26 protein-coding genes are annotated in these 22,874 nt (G+C 65.8%); 23 read left to right on the top strand and 3 right to left on the bottom strand.

Going from position 1 to position 22,874, the window contains the following annotated elements:
• Positions 1-398: 398 nt before the first annotated feature.
• Entirely contained in the window at positions 399-644 is a 246-nt protein-coding gene (locus ASV56_RS13645) for a hypothetical protein (RefSeq protein WP_062562607.1), read from the bottom strand.
• The gene (locus tag ASV56_RS13640; protein ID WP_062562606.1) at positions 644-1,201 is read right to left on the bottom strand and encodes a hypothetical protein; all 558 of its coding nucleotides are present in this window, start codon (positions 1,199-1,201) and stop codon (positions 644-646) included. The genes ASV56_RS13645 and ASV56_RS13640 overlap by 1 nt, the downstream gene beginning before the upstream one ends.
• A gap of 116 nt (positions 1,202-1,317) precedes the next feature.
• Between ASV56_RS13640 and moaA the strand changes: the two genes are divergently transcribed.
• Complete coding sequence (gene moaA, locus ASV56_RS13635) at positions 1,318-2,352, top strand: GTP 3',8-cyclase MoaA (protein ID WP_172823773.1); 1,035 nt, start codon at positions 1,318-1,320, stop codon at positions 2,350-2,352.
• Here the strand turns inward: moaA and ASV56_RS13630 are convergent.
• Positions 2,349-2,702: a GFA family protein gene (locus tag ASV56_RS13630; protein ID WP_062563319.1), complete on the bottom strand. Its 354-nt coding sequence runs from the start codon at positions 2,700-2,702 to the stop codon at positions 2,349-2,351. The genes moaA and ASV56_RS13630 overlap by 4 nt on opposite strands.
• Before the next feature lie 138 nt (positions 2,703-2,840).
• Here ASV56_RS13630 and uvrA point away from each other — a divergent pair, with 138 nt between their 5' ends.
• From uvrA to ASV56_RS13520, 22 genes are all read left to right on the top strand, one after another.
• Entirely contained in the window at positions 2,841-5,699 is a 2,859-nt protein-coding gene (gene uvrA / locus ASV56_RS13625; RefSeq protein ID WP_062562605.1) for an excinuclease ABC subunit UvrA, read from the top strand.
• Positions 5,700-6,123: 424 nt separating this feature from the next.
• On the top strand, positions 6,124-6,489 hold the full coding sequence (locus ASV56_RS13620) for an NADH-quinone oxidoreductase subunit A (protein WP_018000806.1): 366 nt from the start codon (positions 6,124-6,126) through the stop codon (positions 6,487-6,489).
• Positions 6,489-7,013: a NuoB/complex I 20 kDa subunit family protein gene (locus ASV56_RS13615; RefSeq protein ID WP_026155504.1), complete on the top strand. Its 525-nt coding sequence runs from the start codon at positions 6,489-6,491 to the stop codon at positions 7,011-7,013. Before ASV56_RS13620 ends, ASV56_RS13615 begins: the two co-directional genes overlap by 1 nt.
• A gap of 4 nt (positions 7,014-7,017) precedes the next feature.
• Positions 7,018-7,632, top strand: coding sequence for an NADH-quinone oxidoreductase subunit C (locus ASV56_RS13610; protein WP_062562604.1), 615 nt, complete (start codon positions 7,018-7,020; stop codon positions 7,630-7,632).
• Positions 7,629-8,060 carry a thioesterase family protein gene (locus ASV56_RS13605; RefSeq protein WP_156429169.1) on the top strand — a complete coding sequence of 144 codons (432 nt, stop codon included), beginning with the start codon at positions 7,629-7,631 and terminating at the stop codon, positions 8,058-8,060. Before ASV56_RS13610 ends, ASV56_RS13605 begins: the two co-directional genes overlap by 4 nt.
• A gap of 2 nt (positions 8,061-8,062) precedes the next feature.
• Complete coding sequence (locus ASV56_RS13600; RefSeq protein WP_026155505.1) at positions 8,063-9,301, top strand: NADH-quinone oxidoreductase subunit D; 1,239 nt, start codon at positions 8,063-8,065, stop codon at positions 9,299-9,301.
• The gene (gene nuoE, locus ASV56_RS13595) at positions 9,301-10,020 is read left to right on the top strand and encodes an NADH-quinone oxidoreductase subunit NuoE (protein ID WP_062562603.1); all 720 of its coding nucleotides are present in this window, start codon (positions 9,301-9,303) and stop codon (positions 10,018-10,020) included. Before ASV56_RS13600 ends, nuoE begins: the two co-directional genes overlap by 1 nt.
• Before the next feature lie 27 nt (positions 10,021-10,047).
• Positions 10,048-10,617: a hypothetical protein gene (locus ASV56_RS13590; RefSeq protein ID WP_062562602.1), complete on the top strand. Its 570-nt coding sequence runs from the start codon at positions 10,048-10,050 to the stop codon at positions 10,615-10,617.
• A gap of 11 nt (positions 10,618-10,628) precedes the next feature.
• The gene (locus ASV56_RS13585; protein WP_437435921.1) at positions 10,629-10,880 is read left to right on the top strand and encodes a DUF5337 domain-containing protein; all 252 of its coding nucleotides are present in this window, start codon (positions 10,629-10,631) and stop codon (positions 10,878-10,880) included.
• A gap of 4 nt (positions 10,881-10,884) precedes the next feature.
• On the top strand, positions 10,885-12,180 hold the full coding sequence (gene nuoF / locus ASV56_RS13580; RefSeq protein WP_062562601.1) for an NADH-quinone oxidoreductase subunit NuoF: 1,296 nt from the start codon (positions 10,885-10,887) through the stop codon (positions 12,178-12,180).
• Positions 12,181-12,329: 149 nt separating this feature from the next.
• Positions 12,330-12,728, top strand: coding sequence for a DUF5333 domain-containing protein (locus ASV56_RS13575; protein ID WP_062562600.1), 399 nt, complete (start codon positions 12,330-12,332; stop codon positions 12,726-12,728).
• On the top strand, positions 12,725-13,186 hold the full coding sequence (locus ASV56_RS13570; protein WP_253880033.1) for a hypothetical protein: 462 nt from the start codon (positions 12,725-12,727) through the stop codon (positions 13,184-13,186). Before ASV56_RS13575 ends, ASV56_RS13570 begins: the two co-directional genes overlap by 4 nt.
• Positions 13,187-13,273: 87 nt before the next feature.
• On the top strand, positions 13,274-15,295 hold the full coding sequence (gene nuoG, locus ASV56_RS13565) for an NADH-quinone oxidoreductase subunit NuoG (protein WP_062562598.1): 2,022 nt from the start codon (positions 13,274-13,276) through the stop codon (positions 15,293-15,295).
• 5 nt (positions 15,296-15,300) lie between these two features.
• Positions 15,301-16,074 (top strand): hypothetical protein, encoded by a 774-nt coding sequence (locus tag ASV56_RS13560; RefSeq protein ID WP_062563317.1) that lies wholly within the window; start codon positions 15,301-15,303, stop codon positions 16,072-16,074.
• A gap of 18 nt (positions 16,075-16,092) precedes the next feature.
• Positions 16,093-17,130, top strand: coding sequence for an NADH-quinone oxidoreductase subunit NuoH (gene nuoH, locus ASV56_RS13555; RefSeq protein ID WP_062562597.1), 1,038 nt, complete (start codon positions 16,093-16,095; stop codon positions 17,128-17,130).
• 3 nt (positions 17,131-17,133) lie between these two features.
• Entirely contained in the window at positions 17,134-17,316 is a 183-nt protein-coding gene (locus ASV56_RS13550) for a hypothetical protein (RefSeq protein ID WP_062562596.1), read from the top strand.
• On the top strand, positions 17,316-17,807 hold the full coding sequence (gene nuoI / locus ASV56_RS13545; protein ID WP_018000820.1) for an NADH-quinone oxidoreductase subunit NuoI: 492 nt from the start codon (positions 17,316-17,318) through the stop codon (positions 17,805-17,807). The genes ASV56_RS13550 and nuoI overlap by 1 nt, the downstream gene beginning before the upstream one ends.
• On the top strand, positions 17,804-18,208 hold the full coding sequence (locus ASV56_RS13540; protein WP_018000821.1) for a carboxymuconolactone decarboxylase family protein: 405 nt from the start codon (positions 17,804-17,806) through the stop codon (positions 18,206-18,208). The genes nuoI and ASV56_RS13540 overlap by 4 nt, the downstream gene beginning before the upstream one ends.
• Positions 18,205-18,807 (top strand): NADH-quinone oxidoreductase subunit J, encoded by a 603-nt coding sequence (locus ASV56_RS13535; RefSeq protein ID WP_062562595.1) that lies wholly within the window; start codon positions 18,205-18,207, stop codon positions 18,805-18,807. The genes ASV56_RS13540 and ASV56_RS13535 overlap by 4 nt, the downstream gene beginning before the upstream one ends.
• Positions 18,808-18,899: 92 nt before the next feature.
• Positions 18,900-19,205: an NADH-quinone oxidoreductase subunit NuoK gene (gene nuoK / locus ASV56_RS13530; protein ID WP_018000823.1), complete on the top strand. Its 306-nt coding sequence runs from the start codon at positions 18,900-18,902 to the stop codon at positions 19,203-19,205.
• A 6-nt stretch (positions 19,206-19,211) separates the two neighbouring features.
• Positions 19,212-21,323: an NADH-quinone oxidoreductase subunit L gene (gene nuoL / locus ASV56_RS13525; RefSeq protein WP_062562594.1), complete on the top strand. Its 2,112-nt coding sequence runs from the start codon at positions 19,212-19,214 to the stop codon at positions 21,321-21,323.
• Between the two features lies 1 nt (position 21,324).
• Complete coding sequence (locus tag ASV56_RS13520) at positions 21,325-22,866, top strand: NADH-quinone oxidoreductase subunit M (RefSeq protein WP_062562593.1); 1,542 nt, start codon at positions 21,325-21,327, stop codon at positions 22,864-22,866.
• Positions 22,867-22,874 lie beyond the last annotated feature (8 nt).

Raw genomic sequence — 22,874 nt, 5'->3', positions numbered from 1 at the left:
CTATCGAGGGCCGTTCGGGTCGCAGCGAAGGCGGCGGCTGCTCCGGTATAGGCTTCGCATCCGTGCCTTTGCTGTCCAGCCGCGCCGGGTTCGGAAATGGGCCGAGCCGTCCGCTTCGGATCAGGCGGCCTGGTCAGTCGCAACGCTTGGCCGGTCGCATGGCCTGGCCAGTCGCAGGGTCCGGCCAATCGCCGGGAACGAGAGCTACGTGCTTCTCTCTCGGGGACTGCCTGCCCCGGCCTGCGCTTCAGTAACAACCCTGGCCCCTCGGGACTGCCCGGAACAGTCACGCCAAGCTCGCGAGATCCCCTCGCTCCAGCCGTCCCAGCCTCTTGCCCGGGGCTTTTGCAGAAGGCGCAATCCCATCCCGAGCGCCGCACTGGCGGCCGCCGGTGGCGTCAATCCTTGGGCTTCACCCTGTTGGTTTTCCCCACATCCGTGGGAATGCTCGAGGGCGGCGCATCCGACGGCTTCGGCTTGTCGTGGCCCGGTCCATCAGGCTCCTTGCGCTCCTCCTCCATCTCTGCGGGATAGGTCGTCCGGTCTGGCTTCTTGGTCATGTCCGCCTCCAGGATGATGGGATCAACCGGCAGCGCCGGGCGATGTTCCCGCCGCGCATCGCAGGAGCGGAAAACAGTCCTCATCAGCCGGCGAACACCTCGATGGCCGGCAGGTCGGTCAGGCTGACGCCCAGCAGCTGCAGGGCCGGCAGCGAGACCTGGCTGCCGCCGCCCGCCGCGCCGCCCAGCGGGATCAGCCGCACCTTGGCGGATTTGCCATTGGCCGGATTCACGATCCGGCCCTGGGTTTCCGACTGCACCAGCGGCGTCTTGACCCAGAAGCCCGGCTGCGACGGATCGCCCAGCGAGGCGATGGTGGTGCCCAGCCGGCGCTCGCCCCCCGAGGGCGCGGCGGCGGCCTGCTGGCGTTCGCTGCGGGTCGTGGTGTTCAGCGCCTCGGCCCCCTGCGACGCCGGCGCGCCGATCGAGGAGATGCCGCTGGTCTTGCCCGGGGTGCGCGGCGCGGTCCCGGTCAGCACCGGGCCGCGGATCACCGGCTGGCCGGTCGCCGGATCGGTCATCGTGTCCAGCGGCGCGCCGGGCTCCGCCTGGGCTCGCTGCGCGGCCCTGTCGGTCTGGGCGCAGGCGGCCAGCGCCAAAAGCAGCAGCACGCCCAGCAGGCGGCGGAATGGATCGGTCATGAAACCCCCTCGTGCTTCGGAAATCCCCGCAAGGCTAGACCCGGGGCCGCGACCCTGTCCACCGCTACCCGCTTTCTTGGTTACGAGACCATCAACGGATCGGCCAGCTTGCGCCGATGCCGGCGCGCCCCTATTTTGACGGCATGGACACGCGCGCGCCCCTTGTCGATCCCTTTGCCCGGCCGATCAGCTACCTGCGGGTCTCGGTGACGGACCGCTGCGATTTCCGCTGCACCTATTGCATGGCCGAGCACATGCAGTTCCTGCCCAAGAAGGATCTGCTGACGCTGGAGGAACTGGACCGGCTGTGTTCCGCCTTCGTCGACCTGGGCGTGCGCAAGCTGCGCATCACCGGGGGCGAGCCGCTGGTGCGGCGCAATATCATGGAATTCTTCCGCGCCATGTCGCGGCATTTGGACGCAGGCCTGGACGAGCTGACCCTGACCACCAACGGCAGCCAGCTGGCCCGCTTTGCGGGTGAACTGGCCGATTGCGGGGTGCGGCGGGTCAATGTCTCGCTGGACACGCTGGACGCCGACCGTTTCGCGCAGATCACCCGCTGGGGCCGGCTGCCGCAGGTGCTGGAGGGGATCGCGGCCGCGAAACGCGCCGGCATGCGGGTCAAGATCAACACCGTCGCCCTGAAGTGCTTCAACGAGGACGAGCTTTTCCCGCTGCTCGACTGGTGCGCGGGCGAAGGCCACGACCTGACCTTCATCGAGGTCATGCCCATGGGCGAGATGGGCGAGGAGCAGCGCCTGGACCAGTATTGGGCGCTGTCGGACCTGCGCCGGCGGCTGGAAAGCCGGCTGACCCTGACGCCCCTGACCGAGCGCACCGGCGGTCCCGCCCGCTATGTCCGCATCGAGGAAACCGGGCAGAAGATCGGCTTCATCACGCCGCTGACGCATAATTTCTGCGAAAGCTGCAACCGCGTCCGCCTGACCTGCACGGGCGAGCTGTTCATGTGCCTGGGGCAGGAGGACCGCGCCGACCTGCGCGCGCCGCTGCGCGCCAGTGCCGAGGATGAACCGGTGCGGCAGGCGATCCGCGAGGCGATCTCGCGCAAGCCCAAGGGGCACGATTTCGATTATTCCCGCCAGCATGTCGCGGGCCAGGTGACCCGCTTCATGAGCCATACCGGCGGCTAGAAGCCGGCGCCGTCCACCGCCTGGCTGGGCAGGGCGCGGGCATCGACACCTTCCAGGCAATTGACATTGACCGCGACCACCTCGGTCCCGTCCGGACTGGTGCCGCGGGCATAGGATTCGATGCCGCAGGTCGGGCAGAACAGGTGCTGGATCGCCTTGCGATTGAACAGGTATTCCGTCACCGGCCCGTCGGCGGTCAGCCGGAAGTCGGTGGCCGGCACGAAGGTCAGCACCGACCCCAGCCGCTTGCAGCGCGAGCAGTTGCAGGTCACGGTCTGGTCTAGATCGGCCTCGACCTCATAGGCGACGGCGCCGCATTGGCAGCTTCCCTTGTAATGGTGTCTCGCCATGCCTTCCTCCGGGTTTTCGGCCATGGTGGGGCAGGGCGGCCGCGGGCGCAAGGGAAATGTTCCCTTGATGTTCCGTTAACGGTTGTCATTTCCGCGATCATGCCTATCTGATGCGCTTGGCGGAATCAGGACGGCACGATGGAACAGAAGTTCATCGAGGTTCGCGGCGCGCGCGAGCACAATCTGAAGAACGTGGATATGGACATTCCGCGCGACCAGCTGGTGGTGATCACCGGCCTGTCGGGCAGTGGCAAGTCCAGCCTCGCCTTCGACACCATCTATGCCGAGGGCCAGCGGCGCTATGTCGAAAGCCTGTCGGCCTATGCCCGGCAGTTCCTCGACATGATGGGCAAGCCGGACGTGGACCATATCACCGGCCTGTCGCCGGCGATTTCCATCGAGCAGAAGACCACCTCGAAGAACCCGCGCTCGACCGTCGGCACGGTGACCGAGATCTATGACTACCTGCGGCTGCTGTTCGCCCGCGCCGGCACGCCCTATTCGCCGGCGACCGGCCTGCCCATCGAGGCGCAGCAGGTGCAGGACATGGTCGACCGGGTGATGGACCTGCCCGAGGGCACGCGCGCCTATCTGCTGGCGCCCATCGTCCGCGACCGCAAGGGCGAGTACAAGAAGGAATTCCTCGAGCTGCGCAAGCAGGGCTTCCAGCGCGTCAAGGTGAACGGCGCGTTCTACGAGCTGGACGAGCCGCCCACGCTCGACAAGAAATTCCGCCACAATATCGACGTGGTGGTGGACCGCATCGTCGTGCGCGAGGGCATGGAGACCCGGCTGGCCGATAGTTTGCGCACCGCGCTGGACCTGGCCGACGGCATCGCGCTGCTGGAAACCGCGGGGGGCGAGGGGGATGCCGAGCGGATCACCTTTTCCGAGAATTTCGCCTGTCCGGTCAGCGGCTTCACCATCCCCGAGATCGAGCCGCGGCTGTTCTCCTTCAACGCGCCCTTCGGCGCCTGCCCGGAATGCGACGGGCTGGGGGTCGAGCTGTTCTTCGACGAACGGCTGATCGTGCCGGACCAGGCGCTGTCGATCGCGCAGGGGGCGCTGGCGCCCTGGGCCAAGTCGAAATCGGCCTATCTGACCCAGACCGTGAACGCGCTGGCCAAGCATTATGTCTTTGACAAGAAGACGCCCTGGAAGGACCTGCCCGAGGAAGTGCGGCAGATGTTCCTGCATGGCTCGGGGCGCGAGGAGATCCCCTTTCGCTTCGACGATGCCGGCCGGGTCTACGAGATCGCCCGCAGCTTCGAGGGCATCATCCCGAACATGCAGCGCCGGCTGCGCGAAAGCGACAGCGCCTGGGTGCGCGAGGAGTTCGAGAAATACCAGAACAACCGCCCTTGCGGCGCCTGCCACGGCTATCGCCTGAAGCCCGAGGCGCTGGCGGTCAAGATCGCCGGCAACCATATCGGCGAGGTCACGCAGCTTTCGATCCGCGAGGCGCTGGCCTGGGTCGAGGCCGCGCCGAAGCACCTGACCAAGCAGAAGAACGAGATCGCCGCCGCCATCCTCAAGGAGATTCGCGAGCGGCTGGGCTTTCTGGTCAACGTGGGCCTGGATTACCTGACGCTGAGCCGCGCGGCGGGCACGCTGTCGGGTGGTGAAAGCCAGCGCATCCGGCTGGCAAGCCAGATCGGCTCGGGCCTGACCGGGGTGCTCTATGTGCTGGACGAGCCCAGCATCGGCCTGCACCAGCGTGACAACGACCGGCTGTTGGGCACGCTCAAGGGCCTGCGCGACCAGGGCAATTCGGTCATCGTCGTCGAGCATGACGAGGATGCGATCCGCCATGCCGACTATGTCTTCGACATGGGGCCGGGGGCGGGGGTGCACGGTGGCGCGGTCGTCGCCAAGGGCACGCCGGCCGAGATCGCCGCCAATGCCGATAGCCTGACCGGGCAGTATCTTTCGGGTCAGCGCGAGATCCACGTTCCCGACCAGCGCCGCAAGGGCAATGGCAAGGCGATCAAGGTGGTCGGCGCCACCGGCAACAACCTCAAGAACGTCACCGCCGAGTTCCCGCTGGGCAAGTTCGTCTGCGTCACCGGCGTCTCGGGCGGCGGCAAGTCCACGCTGACCATCGAAACCCTGTTCAAGACCGCCAGCCTGCGGCTGAATGGCGCACGCCAGACCCCGGCGCCCTGCGAGACGATCAAGGGGCTGGAGCTGCTGGACAAGGTGATCGACATCGACCAGCGCCCCATCGGGCGGACGCCGCGTTCCAACCCGGCGACCTATACCGGCGCCTATACCCATATCCGCGACTGGTATGCCGGCCTGCCCGAGTCGAAGGCCCGCGGCTACAAGCCCGGCCGCTTCAGCTTCAACGTCAAGGGCGGCCGCTGCGAGGCCTGCCAGGGCGACGGCGTCATCAAGATCGAAATGCATTTCCTGCCCGACGTCTATGTCACCTGCGAGACCTGCAAGGGCAAGCGCTACAACCGCGAGACGCTGGAGGTCACCTTCAAGGGCAAATCCATCGCCGACGTGCTGGACATGACCGTCGAGGACGCGCAGGAATTCTTCAAGGCGGTGCCCTCGATCCGCGACAAGATGGATGCGCTGGTCGAGGTCGGCCTGGGCTATATCAAGGTCGGCCAGCAGGCCACGACGCTGTCGGGCGGCGAGGCGCAGCGGGTCAAGCTGTCCAAGGAGCTCAGCCGCCGCGCCACCGGCAAGACGCTCTATATCCTGGACGAGCCGACCACCGGCCTGCATTTCGAGGATGTGCGCAAGCTCCTGGAAGTGCTGCATTCCCTGGTCGACCAAGGCAATACCGTGGTGGTGATCGAGCATAACCTCGACGTCATCAAGACCGCCGACTGGATCATCGACATCGGCCCCGAGGGCGGCGACGGCGGCGGCCGCATTGTCGCCACCGGCACGCCGGAACAGGTGGCCAAGGTGGCGGAAAGCCATACCGGCCGCTATCTGGCGCCGATGCTGGACGCTGCCGCCGCGCGGGCAGCGGAGTGACCCTGGCGCGCCATGACAGGGTATTTGGAAAACGGTGAAACAGACGGAGCCCCTCGCCGGCGCGGCCTCGGCGGCTTCTTTGCTCTGTAAATACCCAAGCGGCAGACCTGCCGGGCGGTATTGTGGGGACAAAGACTGCATGCCCGGCTTCACGCCCGCGAGGGATTGACCGGCCCGGCGTTTCGGGCCGAAATCGGTTGCGGGCTTTCCTCGGGTCATCCGGCTGGGTGCGGAGAAACTGAGTAAAACACCACGGAAATGCGCCGCGAAAAACGGCGGTTTTCTTGCCCGCAGACCATCCGAAAGCCCAAGTGACGCGGGGGCGGGCCGTTGACCCTGCCGGCGACCGGGGATAAACGGACGGAAGCCAAACCCATCGCGGGGCGCCAGTCGGGTTCCTGCGAGCGAAAGGGAGCCCAACCCAGTGGAATACCTGCTGCAAGAATACCTGCCCATCCTGGTCTTTCTGGGAATGGCCTCGGCTCTGGCCATCGTGCTGATTCTGGCCGCCGTGATCGTGGCCGTCCGCAATCCGGACCCGGAAAAGGTCAGCGCCTATGAATGCGGCTTCAACGCCTTCGACGACGCGCGGATGAAGTTCGACGTGCGCTTCTACCTGGTGTCGATCCTGTTCATCATCTTCGACCTGGAAGTCGCCTTCCTGTTCCCCTGGGCGGTCAGCTTCGCCGGGCTGACGGACGTGGCCTTCTGGGGCATGATCCTGTTCCTGGGCGTGCTGACCGTGGGCTTTGCCTATGAATGGAAGAAGGGGGCGCTGGAATGGGCGTGATGACCGGATTGAACACCGCCGGCCCCGACCGCGAATTCGCCACGGCCGAGCTGAACCGCGAGCTGCAGGACAAGGGCTTCCTGCTGACCACGACCGAGGACATCATCAACTGGGCCCGCAACGGCTCGCTGCACTGGATGACCTTCGGCCTCGCCTGCTGCGCGGTCGAGATGATGCAGACCTCGATGCCGCGCTATGACCTGGAACGCTTCGGCACCGCGCCGCGCGCCTCGCCGCGCCAGTCGGACCTGATGATCGTCGCGGGCACGCTGACCAACAAGATGGCGCCGGCGCTGCGCAAGGTCTATGACCAGATGCCCGAGCCGCGCTATGTCATCTCGATGGGCAGCTGCGCCAATGGCGGCGGCTATTACCACTATTCCTATTCCGTGGTGCGCGGCTGCGACCGCATCGTGCCGGTCGACATCTATGTCCCGGGCTGCCCGCCCACGGCCGAGGCGCTGCTTTACGGCATCCTGCAACTTCAGCGCCGCATCCGGCGCACCGGCACGCTGGTGAGGTAAGGCCATGTCCGACGAATCCCTGCTGGAACTGGCCGAACACATCACCCTGCGCCGCGAGGGCGACCTGGTGGCGACCGAGGTGGCCTTTGGCGAGTTGACGCTGACCGCGACGCTGACCGGACTGACCGGGCTGATCGAATTCCTGCGCAGCGACGCGAACTGCCGCTTCGCCACGCTGATCGACATCACCGCCGTGGACCACCCGGCCCGCCCGGCGCGCTTCGACATGGTCTATCACCTGCTGTCGATGTATCGCAACCAGCGCATCCGGGTGAAGGTCAACGTGCGCGAGGACGAGCTGGTGCCCAGCCTGATCGGCATCTTCCCCGGCGCCAACTGGTATGAGCGCGAGGTCTTCGACATGTTCGGGATCCTGTTCTCGGGCCACCCGGACCTGCGCCGCATCCTGACCGACTATGGCTTCCGCGGTCACCCGCTGCGCAAGGACTTCCCCACCACCGGCTATACTGAGGTGCGCTGGAACGACGTCGAGAAGCGCGTGGTCTACGAGCCGGTGGCGCTGGTCCAGGAATACCGCCAGTTCGACTTCCTCTCGCCGTGGGAGGGCGCGAAATACGTGCTGCCCGGCGACGAGAAGGCGCCGGAGGCCAAGAAGTGAAGCCCGGACTGAAACCCGGCGACCGCGCCCGCTTCAGCATGGCGGTGCAGGGGCAGGATACCGTGCGCGCGCTGTTCGCGGATCGCAGCGCCTTCCCCGAGATGCCGGCCGTCTTTGCCACCGCCAAGATGATCGGGCTGATGGAATGGGCCTGCGTCGAGCAGCTGCGCCCGCATTACGAGCCGGGCGAGGATTCGCTGGGCGTGCATGTCGACGTGGACCATACCGCGCCGACCCTGCCCGGGCAGGTGGTGACGGTCGAGACCGAGATCGAAGAGATCGACGGCCGCTTCATCTGGTTCCGGGTCGAGGCGCATGACGGCATCGACCGGATCGGCGCAGGACGGCACCGCCGCGCGCTGATCCAGACGGCGAAATTCAACGACCGGCTGGCCGCCAAGCGCGCCACGGCCGGGCTGGAGGGATGACCATGGACGGCGACATCCGCAAGAACAGCTATGACGACGGCTCGGTCGACGCCCTGACCGGCGAGCAGAGCATCCGCAACTTCAACATCAACTTCGGCCCGCAGCACCCGGCCGCGCACGGCGTGCTGCGCATGGTGCTGGAACTGGACGGCGAGATCGTCGAACGCGCCGACCCGCATATCGGCCTGCTGCATCGCGGCACCGAGAAGCTGATGGAAAGCCGGACCTATCTGCAGAACCTGCCCTATCTCGACCGGCTGGATTACGTCGCGCCGATGAACCAGGAACATGCCTGGTGCCTGGCGATCGAGCGGCTGACCGGCACCACGATTCCGCGCCGGGCCAGCCTGATCCGCGTGCTCTATTCCGAAATCGGCCGCATCCTGAACCACCTGATGGGCCTGACCACCGGCGCCATGGACGTGGGCGCGCTGACCCCGCCGCTCTGGGGTTTCGAGGCGCGCGAAGAGTTGATGATCTTCTACGAACGTGCCTGCGGGGCGCGGCTGCACGCTGCCTATTTCCGCCCGGGCGGGGTGCACCAGGATCTGCCGCCCGACCTCTTGGACGACATCGAGGAATGGTGCGAGCGCTTCCCGCGGCTGGTCGACGACCTCGACACGCTGCTGACCGAAAACCGCATCTTCAAGCAGCGCCTGGTCGGCATCGGCGTGGTGACCGAGGAAGACGCGCTGAACTGGGGCTATACCGGCGTCATGGTGCGCGGCTCGGGCCTGGCCTGGGACTTGCGCCGCGCGCAACCCTATGAGTGCTATAACGAATTCGACTTCCAGATCCCCGTCGGCACCAATGGCGACTGCTATGACCGCTATCTCTGCCGCATGCAGGAGATGCGCGAGTCGACCAGGATCATGAAGCAGGCGATCCAGAAGCTGCGCGCCGAGCCTGCCGGCGACGTGCTGGCGCGCGGCAAATTGACGCCGCCCAGGCGCGCCGACATGAAGCGCGACATGGAAAGCCTGATCCATCACTTCAAGCTCTACACCGAGGGTTTCCACGTCCCGGCCGGCGAGGTCTATGCCGCCGTCGAGGCGCCCAAGGGCGAATTCGGCGTCTACATGGTCGCGGACGGCACCAACAAGCCGTGGCGCGCCAAGCTGCGGGCACCGGGCTTCACGCATCTGCAATCCATCGACTGGATGTCCAAGGGTCACATGCTGGCCGACGTTCCGGCCATCATCGCCACCCTTGATATCGTTTTCGGAGAGGTTGACCGCTGATGCTGCGCCGTCTGTCCCCCATCCAGCCTGAATCGTTCGAGTTCACCGCGGCCAACCTGGAATGGGCCCGCGCCCAGATGACCAAATACCCGGAAGGGCGCCAGCAATCGGCGGTGATCCCGATCCTGTGGCGGGCGCAGGAGCAGGAGGGCTGGCTGAGCCGGCCGGCCATCGAATATGTCGGCAACCTGCTGGGCATGCCCTATATCCGCGTGCTCGAGGTCGCGACCTTCTACTTCATGTTCCAGCTGCAACCCGTCGGCAGCGTGGCGCATATCCAGATCTGCGGCACCACGACCTGCATGATCTGCGGCGCCGAGGACCTGATCCGCCTCTGCAAGGAAAAGATCGCGCCGCATGCGCATGAGGTCTCGGCCGACGGCCGCTTCAGCTGGGAAGAGGTCGAATGCCTGGGCGCCTGCACCAACGCGCCCATGGTCCAGATCGGCAAGGATTTCTACGAGGACCTGACGGTCGAGAAGCTTTCGGCGCTGATCGACAGCTTCGCCGCCGGCGAGGTGCCGCTGCCCGGGCCGCAGAACGGCCGCTTCTCGGCCGAGGCGCTGGGGGGGCCGACCGCGCTGGCCGGGCTGAAGGGCGGCGAGCAGTATAACGGCAGCGTCGCGCGCGCGGTGCAGATCCGCGACACGATCAAGCGTATCGACGGGACCGAGGTTCCGATCACCACGCCTTGGCTTGCCGCGGAAAAGCAGGCTTAATCCCAGGGGTAAAGAGTTCGGATCGCCATGGAACGGGCAGAGTGCAACAGGAACTGCTGGATCTCGGCGGCCATCGCCGGGACCGTGGTCTTGCTGTTCGTCTCGGGCCTGGGCGAGCTGAACTGGCTGGGCGGGCTGTTCCTGGGCTTCGTGACCTTCGTGCTGTTCGGGTCGCTGATGGTCTGGCTGGTCTGCCACGACATGCCGCTGCCGGTGCCGCCGCTGGAGGCCACGCCGCCCGAGGATTGGCGCCGGCGCCAGGCCGAAAGCCAGCCCGAGGCGCTGCTGGTCTCGGCCAGCCTGCCCGAGACCCCGGCGCCGGTGCAGATGCCGCTGCGGGCCCGGGATGCCGTGGACGACCTGCGCCGGATCAAGGGCATCGGGCCCAAGATCTCGGACTGGCTGAACGCCAACGGCGTGACGCGCTATGACCAGATCGCCGGCTGGGATGCGGCGGCGGTCGCGGATTTCGTCCAGCGCATGGGGCGCATGGGCAGCCGGATCGAGGCCGACGACTGGGTCGGCCAGGCGAAGGTATTGGCGGCGGGCGGCGAGACCGAGCATTCCCGCCGCGTCGACAAGGGCGAGCCGGGCTGATGGCCCGCCCGGTGAAACAGGACCCGGCGCAGGCGGCGATGGCCGCGGCGGCGGACGCCCGGCAGATGCGCCTGGTCGCGGTGGTGATCGCCCTGACCATGGTGGCATGGCTCGGGCTGCAATGGCTGGGGGGCCAGCAGGGCTGGCCCGCGAAATACGCCTTTCTCGCCGATCTGATGGCGATTGGGGCCTTGATCTGGTCGCTGATGGTGACCTTTCGGATCTGGCGGCGGCGCAAGGCGCTGTCGCAGGGACAAGGATAAGACGATGCTGAACGATCAGGACCGGATCTTTACCAATATCTACGGCATGGGCGACCGCAGCCTGGCCGGCGCGAAGAAGCGCGGCTGCTGGGACGGCACCGCCGCGATCATCGCCAAGGGCCGCGACGGCATCGTGAACGAGATGAAGGCCTCGGGCCTGCGCGGCCGCGGCGGCGCAGGCTTCCCCACCGGCATGAAATGGTCTTTCATGCCCAAGGAATCCGACGGCCGCCCCTCCTATCTGGTCATCAACGCCGACGAATCCGAGCCCGCGACCTGCAAGGACCGCGAGATCATGCGCCACGATCCGCATACGCTGATCGAGGGCGCGCTGATCGCCAGCTTCGCCATGGGCGCCCATGCCGCCTATATCTACATCCGCGGCGAATTCATCCGCGAACGCGAGGCGCTGCAGGCCGCCATCGACGAATGCTATGACGCCGGGCTGCTGGGTCGCAATGCGGCGGGCTCGGGCTGGGACTTCGACCTTTACCTGCACCACGGCGCCGGCGCCTATATCTGCGGCGAGGAAACCGCGCTGCTGGAAAGCCTGGAAGGCAAGAAGGGCATGCCCCGGATGAAGCCGCCGTTCCCGGCCGGCGCGGGTCTTTACGGCTGCCCGACCACGGTGAACAACGTCGAGTCGATCGCCGTGGTCCCGACCATCCTGCGCCGCGGCGCCGAGTGGTTCGCGGGCTTCGGCCGTCCGAACAACGCCGGGGTCAAGCTCTTCGGCATGACCGGCCACATCAACACCCCCTGCGTGGTCGAAGAGGCCATGTCGATCCCGATGCGCGAGCTGATCGAGAAGCATGGCGGCGGCGTGCGCGGCGGCTGGAAGAACCTCAAGGCGGTGATCCCCGGCGGTGCCTCCTGCCCGGTGCTGACGGCAGAGCAGTGCGAAAACGCCATCATGGACTATGACGGCATGCGCGAGCTGCGCTCGTCCTTCGGGACCGCCTGCATGATCGTCATGGACCAGTCCACCGACATCATCAAGGCGATCTGGCGGCTCTCGGCCTTCTTCAAGCATGAAAGCTGCGGCCAGTGCACGCCCTGCCGCGAAGGCACCGGCTGGATGATGCGGGTCATGGACCGGCTGGTGCGCGGCGAGGCCGAGGTCGAGGAAATCGACATGCTCTTCGACGTGACCAAGCAGGTCGAAGGCCACACCATCTGCGCGCTCGGCGACGCGGCCGCCTGGCCGATCCAGGGCCTGATCCGCAATTTCCGCGAAGAGATCGAGGACCGCATCAAGGCGAAACGCACCGGGCGCATGGGCGCCATGGCGGCGGAGTAAGGCGCATGACGCAGGCCCGGCACAGCGCGGCAGGACGGACCCCCCCGGGGGATCGCGGCCGCATGTCCGGGCGGCGCTCAAGACAAGGTGTCGAACCCATGGGGCGCGGCCGTGTTATGACCGGGTGTCATGACGGAAAGGCCAAAGCCATGAAACTTCTGCCGCTTGCCCTGATCGGGGCGCTGCTGGCGACCCCCGCCGCCGCGCTGGAATCGCTCTCCAGGGAAAAATACATCAACGACCGGCTGATCGCGGCGCGCATTGCCGACCGCATCCGCCGCACCTGCCCAAGCATCGACGGGCGCATCCTTTACGCCTATGGCGAGGCGCGCAAGCTCAAGACCTATGCGCGTAACAAGGGTTATTCCAACGCCCAGATCGACGCCTTCCTGGACAGCAAGGACGACAAGACCCGCATCTATGCCGTGGCCGAGGACTATCTGAAGCGCAAGGGCGCCAAACCGGGCGACCCGCAAAGCTTCTGCGCCATCGGCCGGCAGGAGATCGCGAACAAGACCATCATCGGCAGCCTTCTGGTGGCGAAATGAGAAAGTGGTTGAACTGGATCGGCCTGGGACTGATGGCGGCGGCCGCGGCCTCGATGATCGCCGCCGACGCCATGGCCGGCGAGCCCTCGCAGGGCTGGGAGCCGACGGCGCAAAAATTCTATCTGCAATTCTCGATCTTCGCGCCGGGCGACCTGACCTGCGACGCGACCGGGCCGGGCGTGCGCACCAAGCTGTCGCGCGGGATCACCGGGGCGCCGCTTCTGCGCATCACCGGCAATGCCGACCAGGCGGTGATCCTGTGCTCGCGCCCCGACGGCAGCCGCTACACCACCGACCTGAACCGGACGCTGCCCTATAATACCGCCGGTGCGATCCGGGCGACCGTGACCTTTCAGCCCGGACAGGATACCGGCAGCGTCCTGGTCCGGCGCGACGGCGAAAGCGACAGATTGGTGCCGACCGTCTATCCCCGCGCCTTCGTGAGGGTGCAGGAATGACGGCGCACGAAACCGGGCCAGCCTTGGGCCAGCATTTGAAACCCGCATCGGCCGCCGGCCGCCGCGGGGCATGAGGGAAGACGAAAGATGGCAGATCTTCGCAAGATCAAGATCGACGATGTTGTGATCGAGGTCGATCCGAACCTGACCCTGATCCAGGCCTGCGAACAGGCCGGCATCGAGGTGCCGCGCTTCTGCTATCACGAGCGGCTGTCCATCGCCGGCAACTGCCGCATGTGCCTGGTCGAGGTCGTGGGCGGCCCGCCCAAGCCCGCCGCCTCCTGCGCCATGCAGGTCAAGGATTTGCGTCCGGGCCCCGACGGCGCGCCCTCCGAGATCAAGACCAACAGCCCCATGGTCAAGAAGGCCCGCGAGGGGGTGATGGAGTTCCTGCTCATCAACCACCCGCTCGACTGCCCGATCTGCGACCAGGGCGGCGAATGCGACCTGCAGGACCAGGCCGTGGCCTATGGCGTCGATTTCAGCCGCTACCGCGAGCCGAAGCGCGCCAGCGAGGACCTGAACCTGGGCCCGCTGGTCGAAACCCACATGACGCGCTGCATCTCCTGCACCCGCTGCGTGCGCTTCACCACCGAGGTCGCCGGCATCACCCAGATGGGCCAGACCGGCCGCGGCGAGGACAGCGAGATCACCAGCTATCTGAACGAGACGCTGGCCTCGAACCTGCAGGGCAATATCATCGACCTGTGCCCGGTCGGTGCGCTGGTGTCGAAACCCTATGCCTTCACCGCCCGGCCCTGGGAACTGACCAAGACCGAATCCATCGACGTGATGGACGCTCTGGGCAGCAATATCCGCGTCGATACCAAGGGCCGCGAGGTCATGCGCATCCTGCCGCGCAACCATGACGGCGTGAACGAGGAATGGATCAGCGACAAGACCCGGTTCGTCTGGGACGGGCTGCGCCGCCAGCGCCTGGACCGGCCCTATATCCGCGAGAACGGCAAGCTGCGCCCGGCCTCCTGGCCCGAGGCGCTGGAGGCCGCCGCCCGTGCGATGCAGGGCAAGAAGGTGGCCGGGTTGATCGGCGACCTGGTTCCGACCGAGGCGGCCTTCAGCCTCAAGCAGCTGGTCGAGGGCTTGGGCGGCAAGGTGGAATGCCGCACCGATGGCGCGCGGCTGCCGGCCGGCAACCGCTCGGCCTATGTCGGCACGGCGCGGATCGAGAACATCGACAGCGCCAAGCGCATCCTGCTGATCGGCACCAACCCGCGCGACGAGGCGCCGGTGCTGAACGCCCGCATCCGCAAGGCCTGGGCGCATGGCGCGCAGGTTGCGCTGCTGGGCGAGGGGGTGGACCTGACCTATGACTACCACCACCTCGGCAGTGACCGGGCGGCGCTGTCGGCGCTGGTCGCCGATCCCAAGATCTCCGAGGGCACCGAGCTGCCCGGCATCGTCATCGTCGGCCAGGGCGCGCTGCGCGAGGCGGATGGCGAGGCGGTTCTGGCCAATGCCATGCGCATCTGCGAGCTGGGCGACTGCAAGCTGCTGGTGCTGCACAGCGCCGCCAGCCGCGTCGGCGCCATGGACGTGGGCGCGGTGACCGAGGGCGGCCTGCTTGCCGCCATCGAGGGCGCGGAGGTGGTCTATAACCTCGGCGCCGACGAGGTCGATGTCGCCCCCGGCCCGGTGGTGATCTATCAGGGCAGCCACGGCGACCGCGGCGCGCATCGCGCCGATATCATCCTGCCCGGCGCCTGCTACACCGAGGAAAGCGGGCTGTTCGTCAACACCGAGGGCCGGCCGCAACTGGCCATGCGCGCGAATTTCGCGCCGGGCGAGGGCAAGGAGAACTGGGCGATCCTGCGCGCGCTTTCGGCCGAACTGGGCAAGACCCAGCCCTGGGACAGCCTGGCCGGCCTGCGCCGCCAGCTGGTCGAGGCGGTGCCGCATCTGGCGCAGATCGACCAGGTGCCGGAAAACGCATGGCAGCCGCTGGAACGGCTCGACATGGGCCGGGCCGCCTTCCGCTATGCCATCAAGGATTTCTACCTGACCAACCCCATCGCGCGCTCCTCGCCGCTGATGGGCGAGCTTTCGGCGATGGCGGCGGCGCGCAAGGCGCCGGCCCTGGCAGCGGAGTGAACAGCATGCGGCCTCGTCTTGCCCTTCTGATCGGACTGGGAGCCTCGGCCCTGCTCGCCGGCTGCGGCGACGAGACCGCGCGCGATTCGCGGCCGCAGCCGAAGCCCGCCGAACTGGCGGTCAGCGTGCTGCAAAGCGATGCCGGTGCGCCCGACAAGAAGGTGCTGTCGCGCGGCCGCATCTCGACCAAATCCGGCGATATCCTGATCCTGGAGCCCGACGGCTCGATCAGCGAGATGCAGCTGGACAGCGCCGCGGGCCGCGACGCCTTTGCCGTGACCGAGGCCGACCTGATGGCGCTGAACGCCAACCTGGACCTGGACCTGTCGGGCATGCCGAATCTGGGTCCGGTGAAGAAGCGCGCGCCGACGGCGCAGGAAAAGGCGCTGGCCGATTTCGCCGCCCGCACCCAGCCGATGCGGCTGAACCTGCCGAAAAGCTTCGAAGCCGAGCCCAAGGATTTCCTGGGCGCGCGCATCACCGGCCTCGCGAACTCGCGCAAGGGCGCCGACAGCCTGGTCGAAGTCAGCGCGAACCTGCGGGGTGGGGTGGACGCCGATACCGCCTTCGCCTATGCCACATGCGCGCTGGCCAGTTGGGCGGAATCGAAAGGGACACCCTATGCCCGCCACATCCGCACGCTCAGCGACAAGCGTGATGGCAAGATGATCGTCGGCTCGGTCTTTACCTTGTCCGAGAAGAAACCGATGGGCCTGACGGTGATGACAACGAAAGAGACCTTGCAGGAATGCAAGGCGCGCGGCATTCCCGCGGCGTGATGAGAGGGACGACTGATCATGGCTGAATTCTGGGCCTCGCCCTATGGTTTCGCGCTCAGCCTGCTCTTGCAGGGTCTGGCGGTCATCGCCTTTGTCATGGGCTCGCTGATCTTCATGGTCTATGGCGACCGCAAGATCTGGGCGGCGGTGCAGATGCGCCGCGGCCCGAACGTCGTCGGTCCCTGGGGCCTGCTGCAGACCTTTGCCGATGCGCTGAAATACATCGTCAAGGAAATCGTCATCCCGGCCGGCGCCGACAAGTTCATCTTCTTCCTGGCGCCCTTCCTGTCGATGATGCTGGCGCTGTTCGCCTTTGTCGTGATCCCCTTCGACGAGGGCTGGGTCATGGCGAACATCAACGTCGGCATCCTGTTCGTCTTCGCGGCGTCCTCGCTCGAGGTCTACGGCTCGATCATGGGCGGCTGGGCCTCGAACTCGAAATATCCGTTCCTGGCCTCGCTGCGCTCCGCCTCGCAGATGATCTCCTACGAGGTGTCGATGGGGCTGATCATCATCGGCATCATCATCTCCTCGGGCTCGATGAACCTGACCGAGATCGTGCTGGCGCAGAAGGGCAGCTATGGCCTGTTGAACTGGTACTGGCTGCCGCACCTGCCGATGGTGGTGCTGTTCTTCGTCTCGGCGCTGGCCGAGACCAACCGCCCGCCCTTCGATCTGGCCGAGGCCGAGTCGGAACTGGTCGCCGGCCACATGGTCGAATATTCGTCCACGCCCTATCTGCTGTTCATGGCCGGCGAATATATCGCCATCTATCTGATGTGCGCGCTGCTGTCGCTCTTGTTCTTCGGCGGCTGGCTGTCGCCGGTGCCGTTCATCGCCGACGGCTGGTGGTGGATGGTCATCAAGATGTGGTTCTGGTTCTACATGTTCGCCATGGTCAAGGCGATCGTGCCCCGCTATCGCTACGACCAGCTCATGCGGATCGGCTGGAAGGTGTTCCTGCCCCTGTCGCTGGGCTGGGTCGTCCTGGTCGCCATCCTTGCCCGCTACGAAGTGCTGGGCGGTTTCTGGGCCCGTTTTGCGGTCGGAGGATAAGCCATGTATTCCAACAAGCTAGCCGAGGCCTTTGCCAAAGCCAGTGAGACCGACAAGGTGGAGCTGGCGCATTTCCTCGCCAACAATCTCGACACCGCGGAACATGCGCATGACAGCGCCCGGGTGCGGGACTATGTCGCCGCGTTCGACCGTTTCGCGGCGCCGCGGGAAGGGGAGCGTTTCTGATGGCCTTCGATTTCGCGCGGGCGACCAAATATTTCCTGATGTGGGACTTCATCAAGGGCTTCGGCCTGGGCATGCGCTATTTCGTGTCGCCCAAGCCGACGCTGAACTATCCGCATGAGAAGGGCCCGCTGTCGCCGCGCTTCCGCGGCGAGCATGCGCTGCGCCGCTATCCGAACGGCGAGGAACGCTGCATCGCCTGCAAGCTCTGCGAGGCGATCTGCCCGGCCCAGGCCATCACCATCGACGCCGAACCGCGCGAGGACGGCAGCCGCCGCACCACGCGCTACGATATCGACATGACGAAATGCATCTATTGCGGCTTCTGCCAGGAGGCCTGCCCGGTCGATGCCATCGTCGAGGGGCCGAATTTCGAATACGCCACCGAGACCCGCGAGGAGCTGTTCTACGACAAGCAGAAGCTGCTTGCGAACGGCGAACGCTGGGAGGCCGAGATCGCCCGCAACCTCCAGATGGATGCGCCCTACCGATGACCGATGCGTTCACCAAGCTTTTCGCGCAGATGATGGCTTCCGGCCAGGAGATGGCCCGCGCCTTCAATCCGGCGCTGGAACATTTCGACATGCGCGCCATGGAAAAGCTGGTGCCGACCATGCCGTCGGACATGCTGGAGATGTGGTTCGGCAAGACCTTCAACCGCGAGGGGCTGGACGCCAAGACGCGCCTGCTGCTGACCATCGGCGCGATCACCGTCCAGGGCGCGCTGGCCGAGCCGCAGCTGCGCATGACCATCCGCCAGGCGCTGGCGGCCGGCGCCACGAAACGCGAGATCGCCGAGACGATCTTTCAGATGAGCATGTTCGGCGGGCTGCCTGCGATGCAGAAGGCGCTCGAGATCGCCCAGAGCGTCTATGCCGAGGAGGACGAGGAATGATGACCTTCGCTTTCTACCTGTTCGCGATCTGCGCCTGCGTCGCGGGCTTCATGGTCGTGCTCAGCCGCAACCCGGTGCATTCGGTGCTGTGGCTGATCCTTGCCTTCTTCTCGTCCGCCGGGCTTTTCGTGCTGCAGGGCGCGGAATTCGTCGCCATGCTGCTGGTCGTGGTCTATGTCGGCGCCGTGGCGGTGCTGTTCCTGTTCGTGGTCATGATGCTCGACGTGGATTTCGCCGAGCTCAAGGGCGAACTGGCGCGCTACCTGCCCCTGGCGCTGCTGATCGGGCTGGTGCTGCTGGCGCAGCTCGGCATCGCCTTCTCGGGCTGGACGCCATCCGAACATGCGCAGTCGCTGCGCGCCGCGCCGATCGTCGAGGGCGTGCAGAACACGCGGGGCCTGGGCATGGTGCTCTATGACCGCTATGCGCTGATGTTCCAGCTGGCCGGCCTGATCCTGCTGGTCGCGATGATCGGCGCCATCGTGCTGACCATGCGCCACCGCCGCGACATCAAGCGCCAGAACGTGCTGGAGCAGATGTGGCGCGACCCGGCCAAGGCGATGGAGCTGAAGGACGTGAAGCCGGGGCAGGGGCTTTAGGCCCCGCCACAGCCAATGCGGGCCGCTGCCTGTGCGGCCCATAAGTAGCGAACGGATATTCAACGGGTGAACGACCCGGAGGGACCAGGACGATGATCGGATTGACACATTACCTTGTCGTGGGGGCGATACTGTTCGTCACCGGCATTTTCGGCATCTTCGTGAACCGAAAGAACGTCATCGTCATCCTGATGTCGATCGAGCTGATCCTGCTTTCGGTCAACATCAATTTCGTCGCCTTCTCGACCCATCTGGGCGACCTGGCGGGGCAGGTCTTCACCATGTTCGTGCTGACCGTGGCCGCGGCCGAGGCCGCCATCGGCCTGGCGATCCTGGTGGTCTTCTTCCGCAACCGCGGCACCATCGCGGTGGAAGACGTGAACGTGATGAAGGGTTAAGGCGGCATGGAAAAGATCGTCCTCTTTGCGCCCCTGCTGGGGTCGCTGATCGCCGGTTTCGGCTGGCGCCTGATCGGCGAGAAGGCCGCGCAATACCTGACCACCGGCATCCTGTTCCTGTGCTGCCTGCTCAGCTGGTACCTGTTCCTCAGCTTCGACGGCACGCCACGGCACATTCCGGTGCTGGACTGGGTCGTCGCCGGCGACTTCCACGCCGAATGGGGCATCCGGCTGGACCGGCTGACCGCGATCATGCTGATCGTGGTGAACACGGTCTCGGCGCTCGTGCATATGTATTCGATGGGCTACATGGCCCATGACGACAACTGGACGCATGACGAGCATTACAAGGCGCGCTTCTTCGCCTATCTGTCGTTCTTCACCTTCGCCATGCTGATGCTGGTGACCGCCGACAACCTGTTGCAGATGTTCTTCGGCTGGGAGGGCGTGGGCGTCGCCTCCTATCTGCTGATCGGCTTCTACTACAAGAAACCCAGCGCGAACGCGGCGGCGATGAAGGCCTTCATCGTCAACCGCGTCGGCGACTTCGGTTTTCTGCTGGGCATCTTCGGCCTTTACTGGCTGACCGGCACGATCCAGTTCGACGAGATCTTCCGCCAGGTGCCCGAGATCGCGCAGACCAACCTGCACTTCCTGTGGCGCGACTGGAATGCCGCGAACCTGCTGGCCTTCCTGCTGTTCGTCGGCGCCATGGGCAAGTCGGCGCAGCTCTTTCTGCACACCTGGCTGCCCGACGCGATGGAGGGCCCGACCCCGGTCTCGGCCCTGATCCACGCCGCGACCATGGTGACCGCCGGGGTATTCCTGGTCTGCCGCATGTCGCCGCTTTACGAATTCGCGCCGGACACCAAGAACTTCATCGTCATCATCGGCGCCACGACGGCCTTCTTCGCCGCGACCGTGGGCCTGGTGCAGAACGACATCAAGCGCGTCATCGCCTATTCGACCTGCTCGCAACTGGGCTACATGTTCGTGGCGGCCGGCGTCGGCGTCTATTCGGTCGCCATGTTCCACCTGCTGACGCATGCCTTCTTCAAGGCCATGCTGTTCCTGGGCGCCGGCTCGGTCATCCATGCCATGCATCACGAACAGGACATGCGGAACTATGGCGGGCTGCGGAAGAAGATCCCGCTGACCTTCTGGGCGATGATGATCGGCACCTTCGCCATCACCGGCGTCGGCATCCCGCTGACCCATATCGGCTTTGCCGGCTACCTGTCCAAGGACGCGGTGATCGAAAGCGCCTGGGCCGGCAGCAGCTATGCCTTCGCCATGCTGGTCATCGCCGCCTGCTTCACCAGCTTCTATTCCTGGCGGCTGATCTTCCTGACCTTCTACGGCAGGCCGCGCGGCGACCATCATGCCCATGACCATGCGCATGAAAGCCCGCTGGTGATGACCATTCCGCTGGGGGTGCTGGCCATCGGCGCGATCTTCTCGGGCATGGTCTGGTATGGTCCCTTCTTCGGCGACCACCACAAGGTGACCGAGTTCTTCCACATCGCCGGCGCGCATGAGGCCGAGGGCGAAGCCGCCGAGGGCCATGCCACGGCCGAGGCCCCGGTCGAGCATGTCGGCGCTGATGCAACGGCCGCCGAGGGCGAACCTGCCCCCGAAGCCGAGGCGCATGCCGCGGTCGCCGCGCCGGTCGGCGGCGCGGTCTACATGCATCCCGACAACCACATCATGGACGAGGCGCACCACGCCCCGGTCTGGGTCAAGGTCTCGCCCTTCATCGCCATGGTGCTGGGGCTGATCACCGCCTGGCTGTTCTATATCGTCAACCCGACGCTGCCCAAGCGTCTGGCGGCGCAGCAGCCGGCGCTGTATCGGTTCCTGCTCAACAAGTGGTATTTCGACGAGATCTATAATTTCATCTTCGTGCGTCCCGCGCTGTGGATCGGCCGCTTCCTGTGGAAGAAGGGCGATGGCGAGGTGATCGACGGCACGATCAACGGGGTCGCCATGGGGCTGATCCCCAAGCTGACGCGCGCGGCGGTCCGCGTGCAGTCGGGCTATCTGTTCCACTATGCCTTCGCGATGGTCCTCGGCATCGTAGGCTTGCTGATCTGGGTGATGATGCGGGGCGCGCACTGACATGACGAACCTACTTTCCATCATCACCTTCCTGCCGATCGTCGCTGCGATCATCATGGCGCTGTTCCTGCGCGGCCAGGATTCGGCGGCGGCGCGCAATGCCAAGTGGCTGGCGCTGCTGACCACGACGGCGACCTTCGTGATCTCGCTTTTCGTGCTGTTCCGCTTCGACCCGGCCAACACCGGCTTCCAGTTCGTGGAAGACCACGCCTGGATCATGGGCCTGCGCTACAAGATGGGCGTGGATGGCATCTCGGTGCTGTTCGTGCTGCTGACCACCTTCATGATGCCGCTGACCATTCTCTCGACCTGGGATGTCGAGGTGAAGGTCAAGGAATACATGATCGCCTTCCTGGTTCTGGAAGGGCTGATGATCGGCGTCTTCACCGCGCTGGACCTGGTGCTGTTCTACCTGTTCTTCGAGGCCGGGCTGATCCCGATGTTCCTGATCATCGGCATCTGGGGCGGCAAGGACCGTATCTATGCCAGCTTCAAGTTCTTCCTCTACACCTTCCTCGGCTCGGTGCTGATGCTGGTCGCGATGATCGCCATGTATCGCATGGCGGGCACCACCGACATCCCGACGCTGCTGACTTTCGACTTCCCGTCCGAGACCTATCGCCTGCTGGGCGTCACGGTGGTCGGCGGCACGCAGATGCTGCTGTTCGTCGCGTTCTTCGCCAGCTTCGCGGTCAAGATGCCGATGTGGCCGGTCCATACCTGGCTGCCCGACGCGCACGTCCAGGCGCCGACCGCCGGTTCGGTCCTGCTGGCGGCGGTGCTCTTGAAGATGGGCGGCTATGGCTTCCTGCGCTTCAGCCTGCCGATGTTCCCGGTCGCCAGCGACGTGGCCCAGCCTTATGTCTTCTGGCTCTCGGCCATTGCCATCGTCTATACCTCGCTGGTGGCGCTGGCGCAGTCGGACATGAAGAAGGTCATCGCCTATTCCTCGGTCGCGCATATGGGCTATGTCACCATGGGCATCTTCGCGGCGAACCAGATCGGCGTCGACGGCGCGATCTTCCAGATGCTGTCGCACGGCTTCATCTCGGGCGCGCTGTTCCTGTGCGTCGGCGTGATCTACGACCGCATGCATACGCGCGAGATCGACGCCTATGGCGGCCTGGTGAACCGGATGCCGAAATACGCCATGGTGTTCATGTTCTTCACCATGGCCAATGTCGGCCTGCCCGGCACCTCGGGCTTCGTGGGTGAGTTCCTGACGCTAATGGGGGTGTTCCGCGAAAACACCTGGGTGGCGCTGGTCGCGACCTCGGGCGTGATCCTGTCGGCGGCCTATGCGCTGTGGCTCTATCGCCGCGTCACGCTGGGCCAGATGATCAAGGAGAGCCTGAAGTCGATCACCGACATGACCCCGCGCGAGCGCTGGATCTTCGTGCCGCTGATCGCCATGACGCTGATCCTGGGCGTCTATCCGCGGCTCGTCACCGATGTGACCGGACCGGCGGTGGAAGGCCTGCTTACCCATTATCACCAAAGCCAGCCGGTGGTCGAAACCGCCGCGGCGACGACCAGCCACTAGGGGACAGA

This window comes from Paracoccus aminovorans, assembly GCF_001546115.1.
GTDB classification, from domain to species: domain Bacteria; phylum Pseudomonadota; class Alphaproteobacteria; order Rhodobacterales; family Rhodobacteraceae; genus Paracoccus; species Paracoccus aminovorans_B.
The sequence above is the reverse complement of the archived record's forward strand: the minus strand, read 5'-3'. Positions and strand labels throughout refer to the sequence as shown.

Bases quoted from the DNA above. Each gene is read 5' to 3' on its own strand.
- ASV56_RS13645 (WP_062562607.1), bottom strand. From the start codon at position 644: ATGAGGACTGTTTTCCGCTCCTGCGATGCGCGGCGGGAACATCGCCCG.
- ASV56_RS13640 (WP_062562606.1), bottom strand. From the start codon at position 1,201: ATGACCGATCCATTCCGCCGCCTGCTGGGCGTGCTGCTGCTTTTGGCG.
- moaA (WP_172823773.1), top strand. From the start codon at position 1,318: ATGCCGGCGCGCCCCTATTTTGACGGCATGGACACGCGCGCGCCCCTT.
- ASV56_RS13630 (WP_062563319.1), bottom strand. From the start codon at position 2,702: ATGGCGAGACACCATTACAAGGGAAGCTGCCAATGCGGCGCCGTCGCC.
- uvrA (WP_062562605.1), top strand. From the start codon at position 2,841: ATGGAACAGAAGTTCATCGAGGTTCGCGGCGCGCGCGAGCACAATCTG.
- ASV56_RS13615 (WP_026155504.1), top strand. From the start codon at position 6,489: ATGACCGGATTGAACACCGCCGGCCCCGACCGCGAATTCGCCACGGCC.
- ASV56_RS13610 (WP_062562604.1), top strand. From the start codon at position 7,018: ATGTCCGACGAATCCCTGCTGGAACTGGCCGAACACATCACCCTGCGC.
- ASV56_RS13600 (WP_026155505.1), top strand. From the start codon at position 8,063: ATGGACGGCGACATCCGCAAGAACAGCTATGACGACGGCTCGGTCGAC.
- nuoE (WP_062562603.1), top strand. From the start codon at position 9,301: ATGCTGCGCCGTCTGTCCCCCATCCAGCCTGAATCGTTCGAGTTCACC.
- ASV56_RS13590 (WP_062562602.1), top strand. From the start codon at position 10,048: ATGGAACGGGCAGAGTGCAACAGGAACTGCTGGATCTCGGCGGCCATC.
- nuoF (WP_062562601.1), top strand. From the start codon at position 10,885: ATGCTGAACGATCAGGACCGGATCTTTACCAATATCTACGGCATGGGC.
- ASV56_RS13575 (WP_062562600.1), top strand. From the start codon at position 12,330: ATGAAACTTCTGCCGCTTGCCCTGATCGGGGCGCTGCTGGCGACCCCC.
- ASV56_RS13570 (WP_253880033.1), top strand. From the start codon at position 12,725: ATGAGAAAGTGGTTGAACTGGATCGGCCTGGGACTGATGGCGGCGGCC.
- nuoG (WP_062562598.1), top strand. From the start codon at position 13,274: ATGGCAGATCTTCGCAAGATCAAGATCGACGATGTTGTGATCGAGGTC.
- ASV56_RS13560 (WP_062563317.1), top strand. From the start codon at position 15,301: ATGCGGCCTCGTCTTGCCCTTCTGATCGGACTGGGAGCCTCGGCCCTG.
- nuoH (WP_062562597.1), top strand. From the start codon at position 16,093: ATGGCTGAATTCTGGGCCTCGCCCTATGGTTTCGCGCTCAGCCTGCTC.
- ASV56_RS13550 (WP_062562596.1), top strand. From the start codon at position 17,134: ATGTATTCCAACAAGCTAGCCGAGGCCTTTGCCAAAGCCAGTGAGACC.
- nuoI (WP_018000820.1), top strand. From the start codon at position 17,316: ATGGCCTTCGATTTCGCGCGGGCGACCAAATATTTCCTGATGTGGGAC.
- ASV56_RS13540 (WP_018000821.1), top strand. From the start codon at position 17,804: ATGACCGATGCGTTCACCAAGCTTTTCGCGCAGATGATGGCTTCCGGC.
- ASV56_RS13535 (WP_062562595.1), top strand. From the start codon at position 18,205: ATGATGACCTTCGCTTTCTACCTGTTCGCGATCTGCGCCTGCGTCGCG.
- nuoK (WP_018000823.1), top strand. From the start codon at position 18,900: ATGATCGGATTGACACATTACCTTGTCGTGGGGGCGATACTGTTCGTC.
- nuoL (WP_062562594.1), top strand. From the start codon at position 19,212: ATGGAAAAGATCGTCCTCTTTGCGCCCCTGCTGGGGTCGCTGATCGCC.
- ASV56_RS13520 (WP_062562593.1), top strand. From the start codon at position 21,325: ATGACGAACCTACTTTCCATCATCACCTTCCTGCCGATCGTCGCTGCG.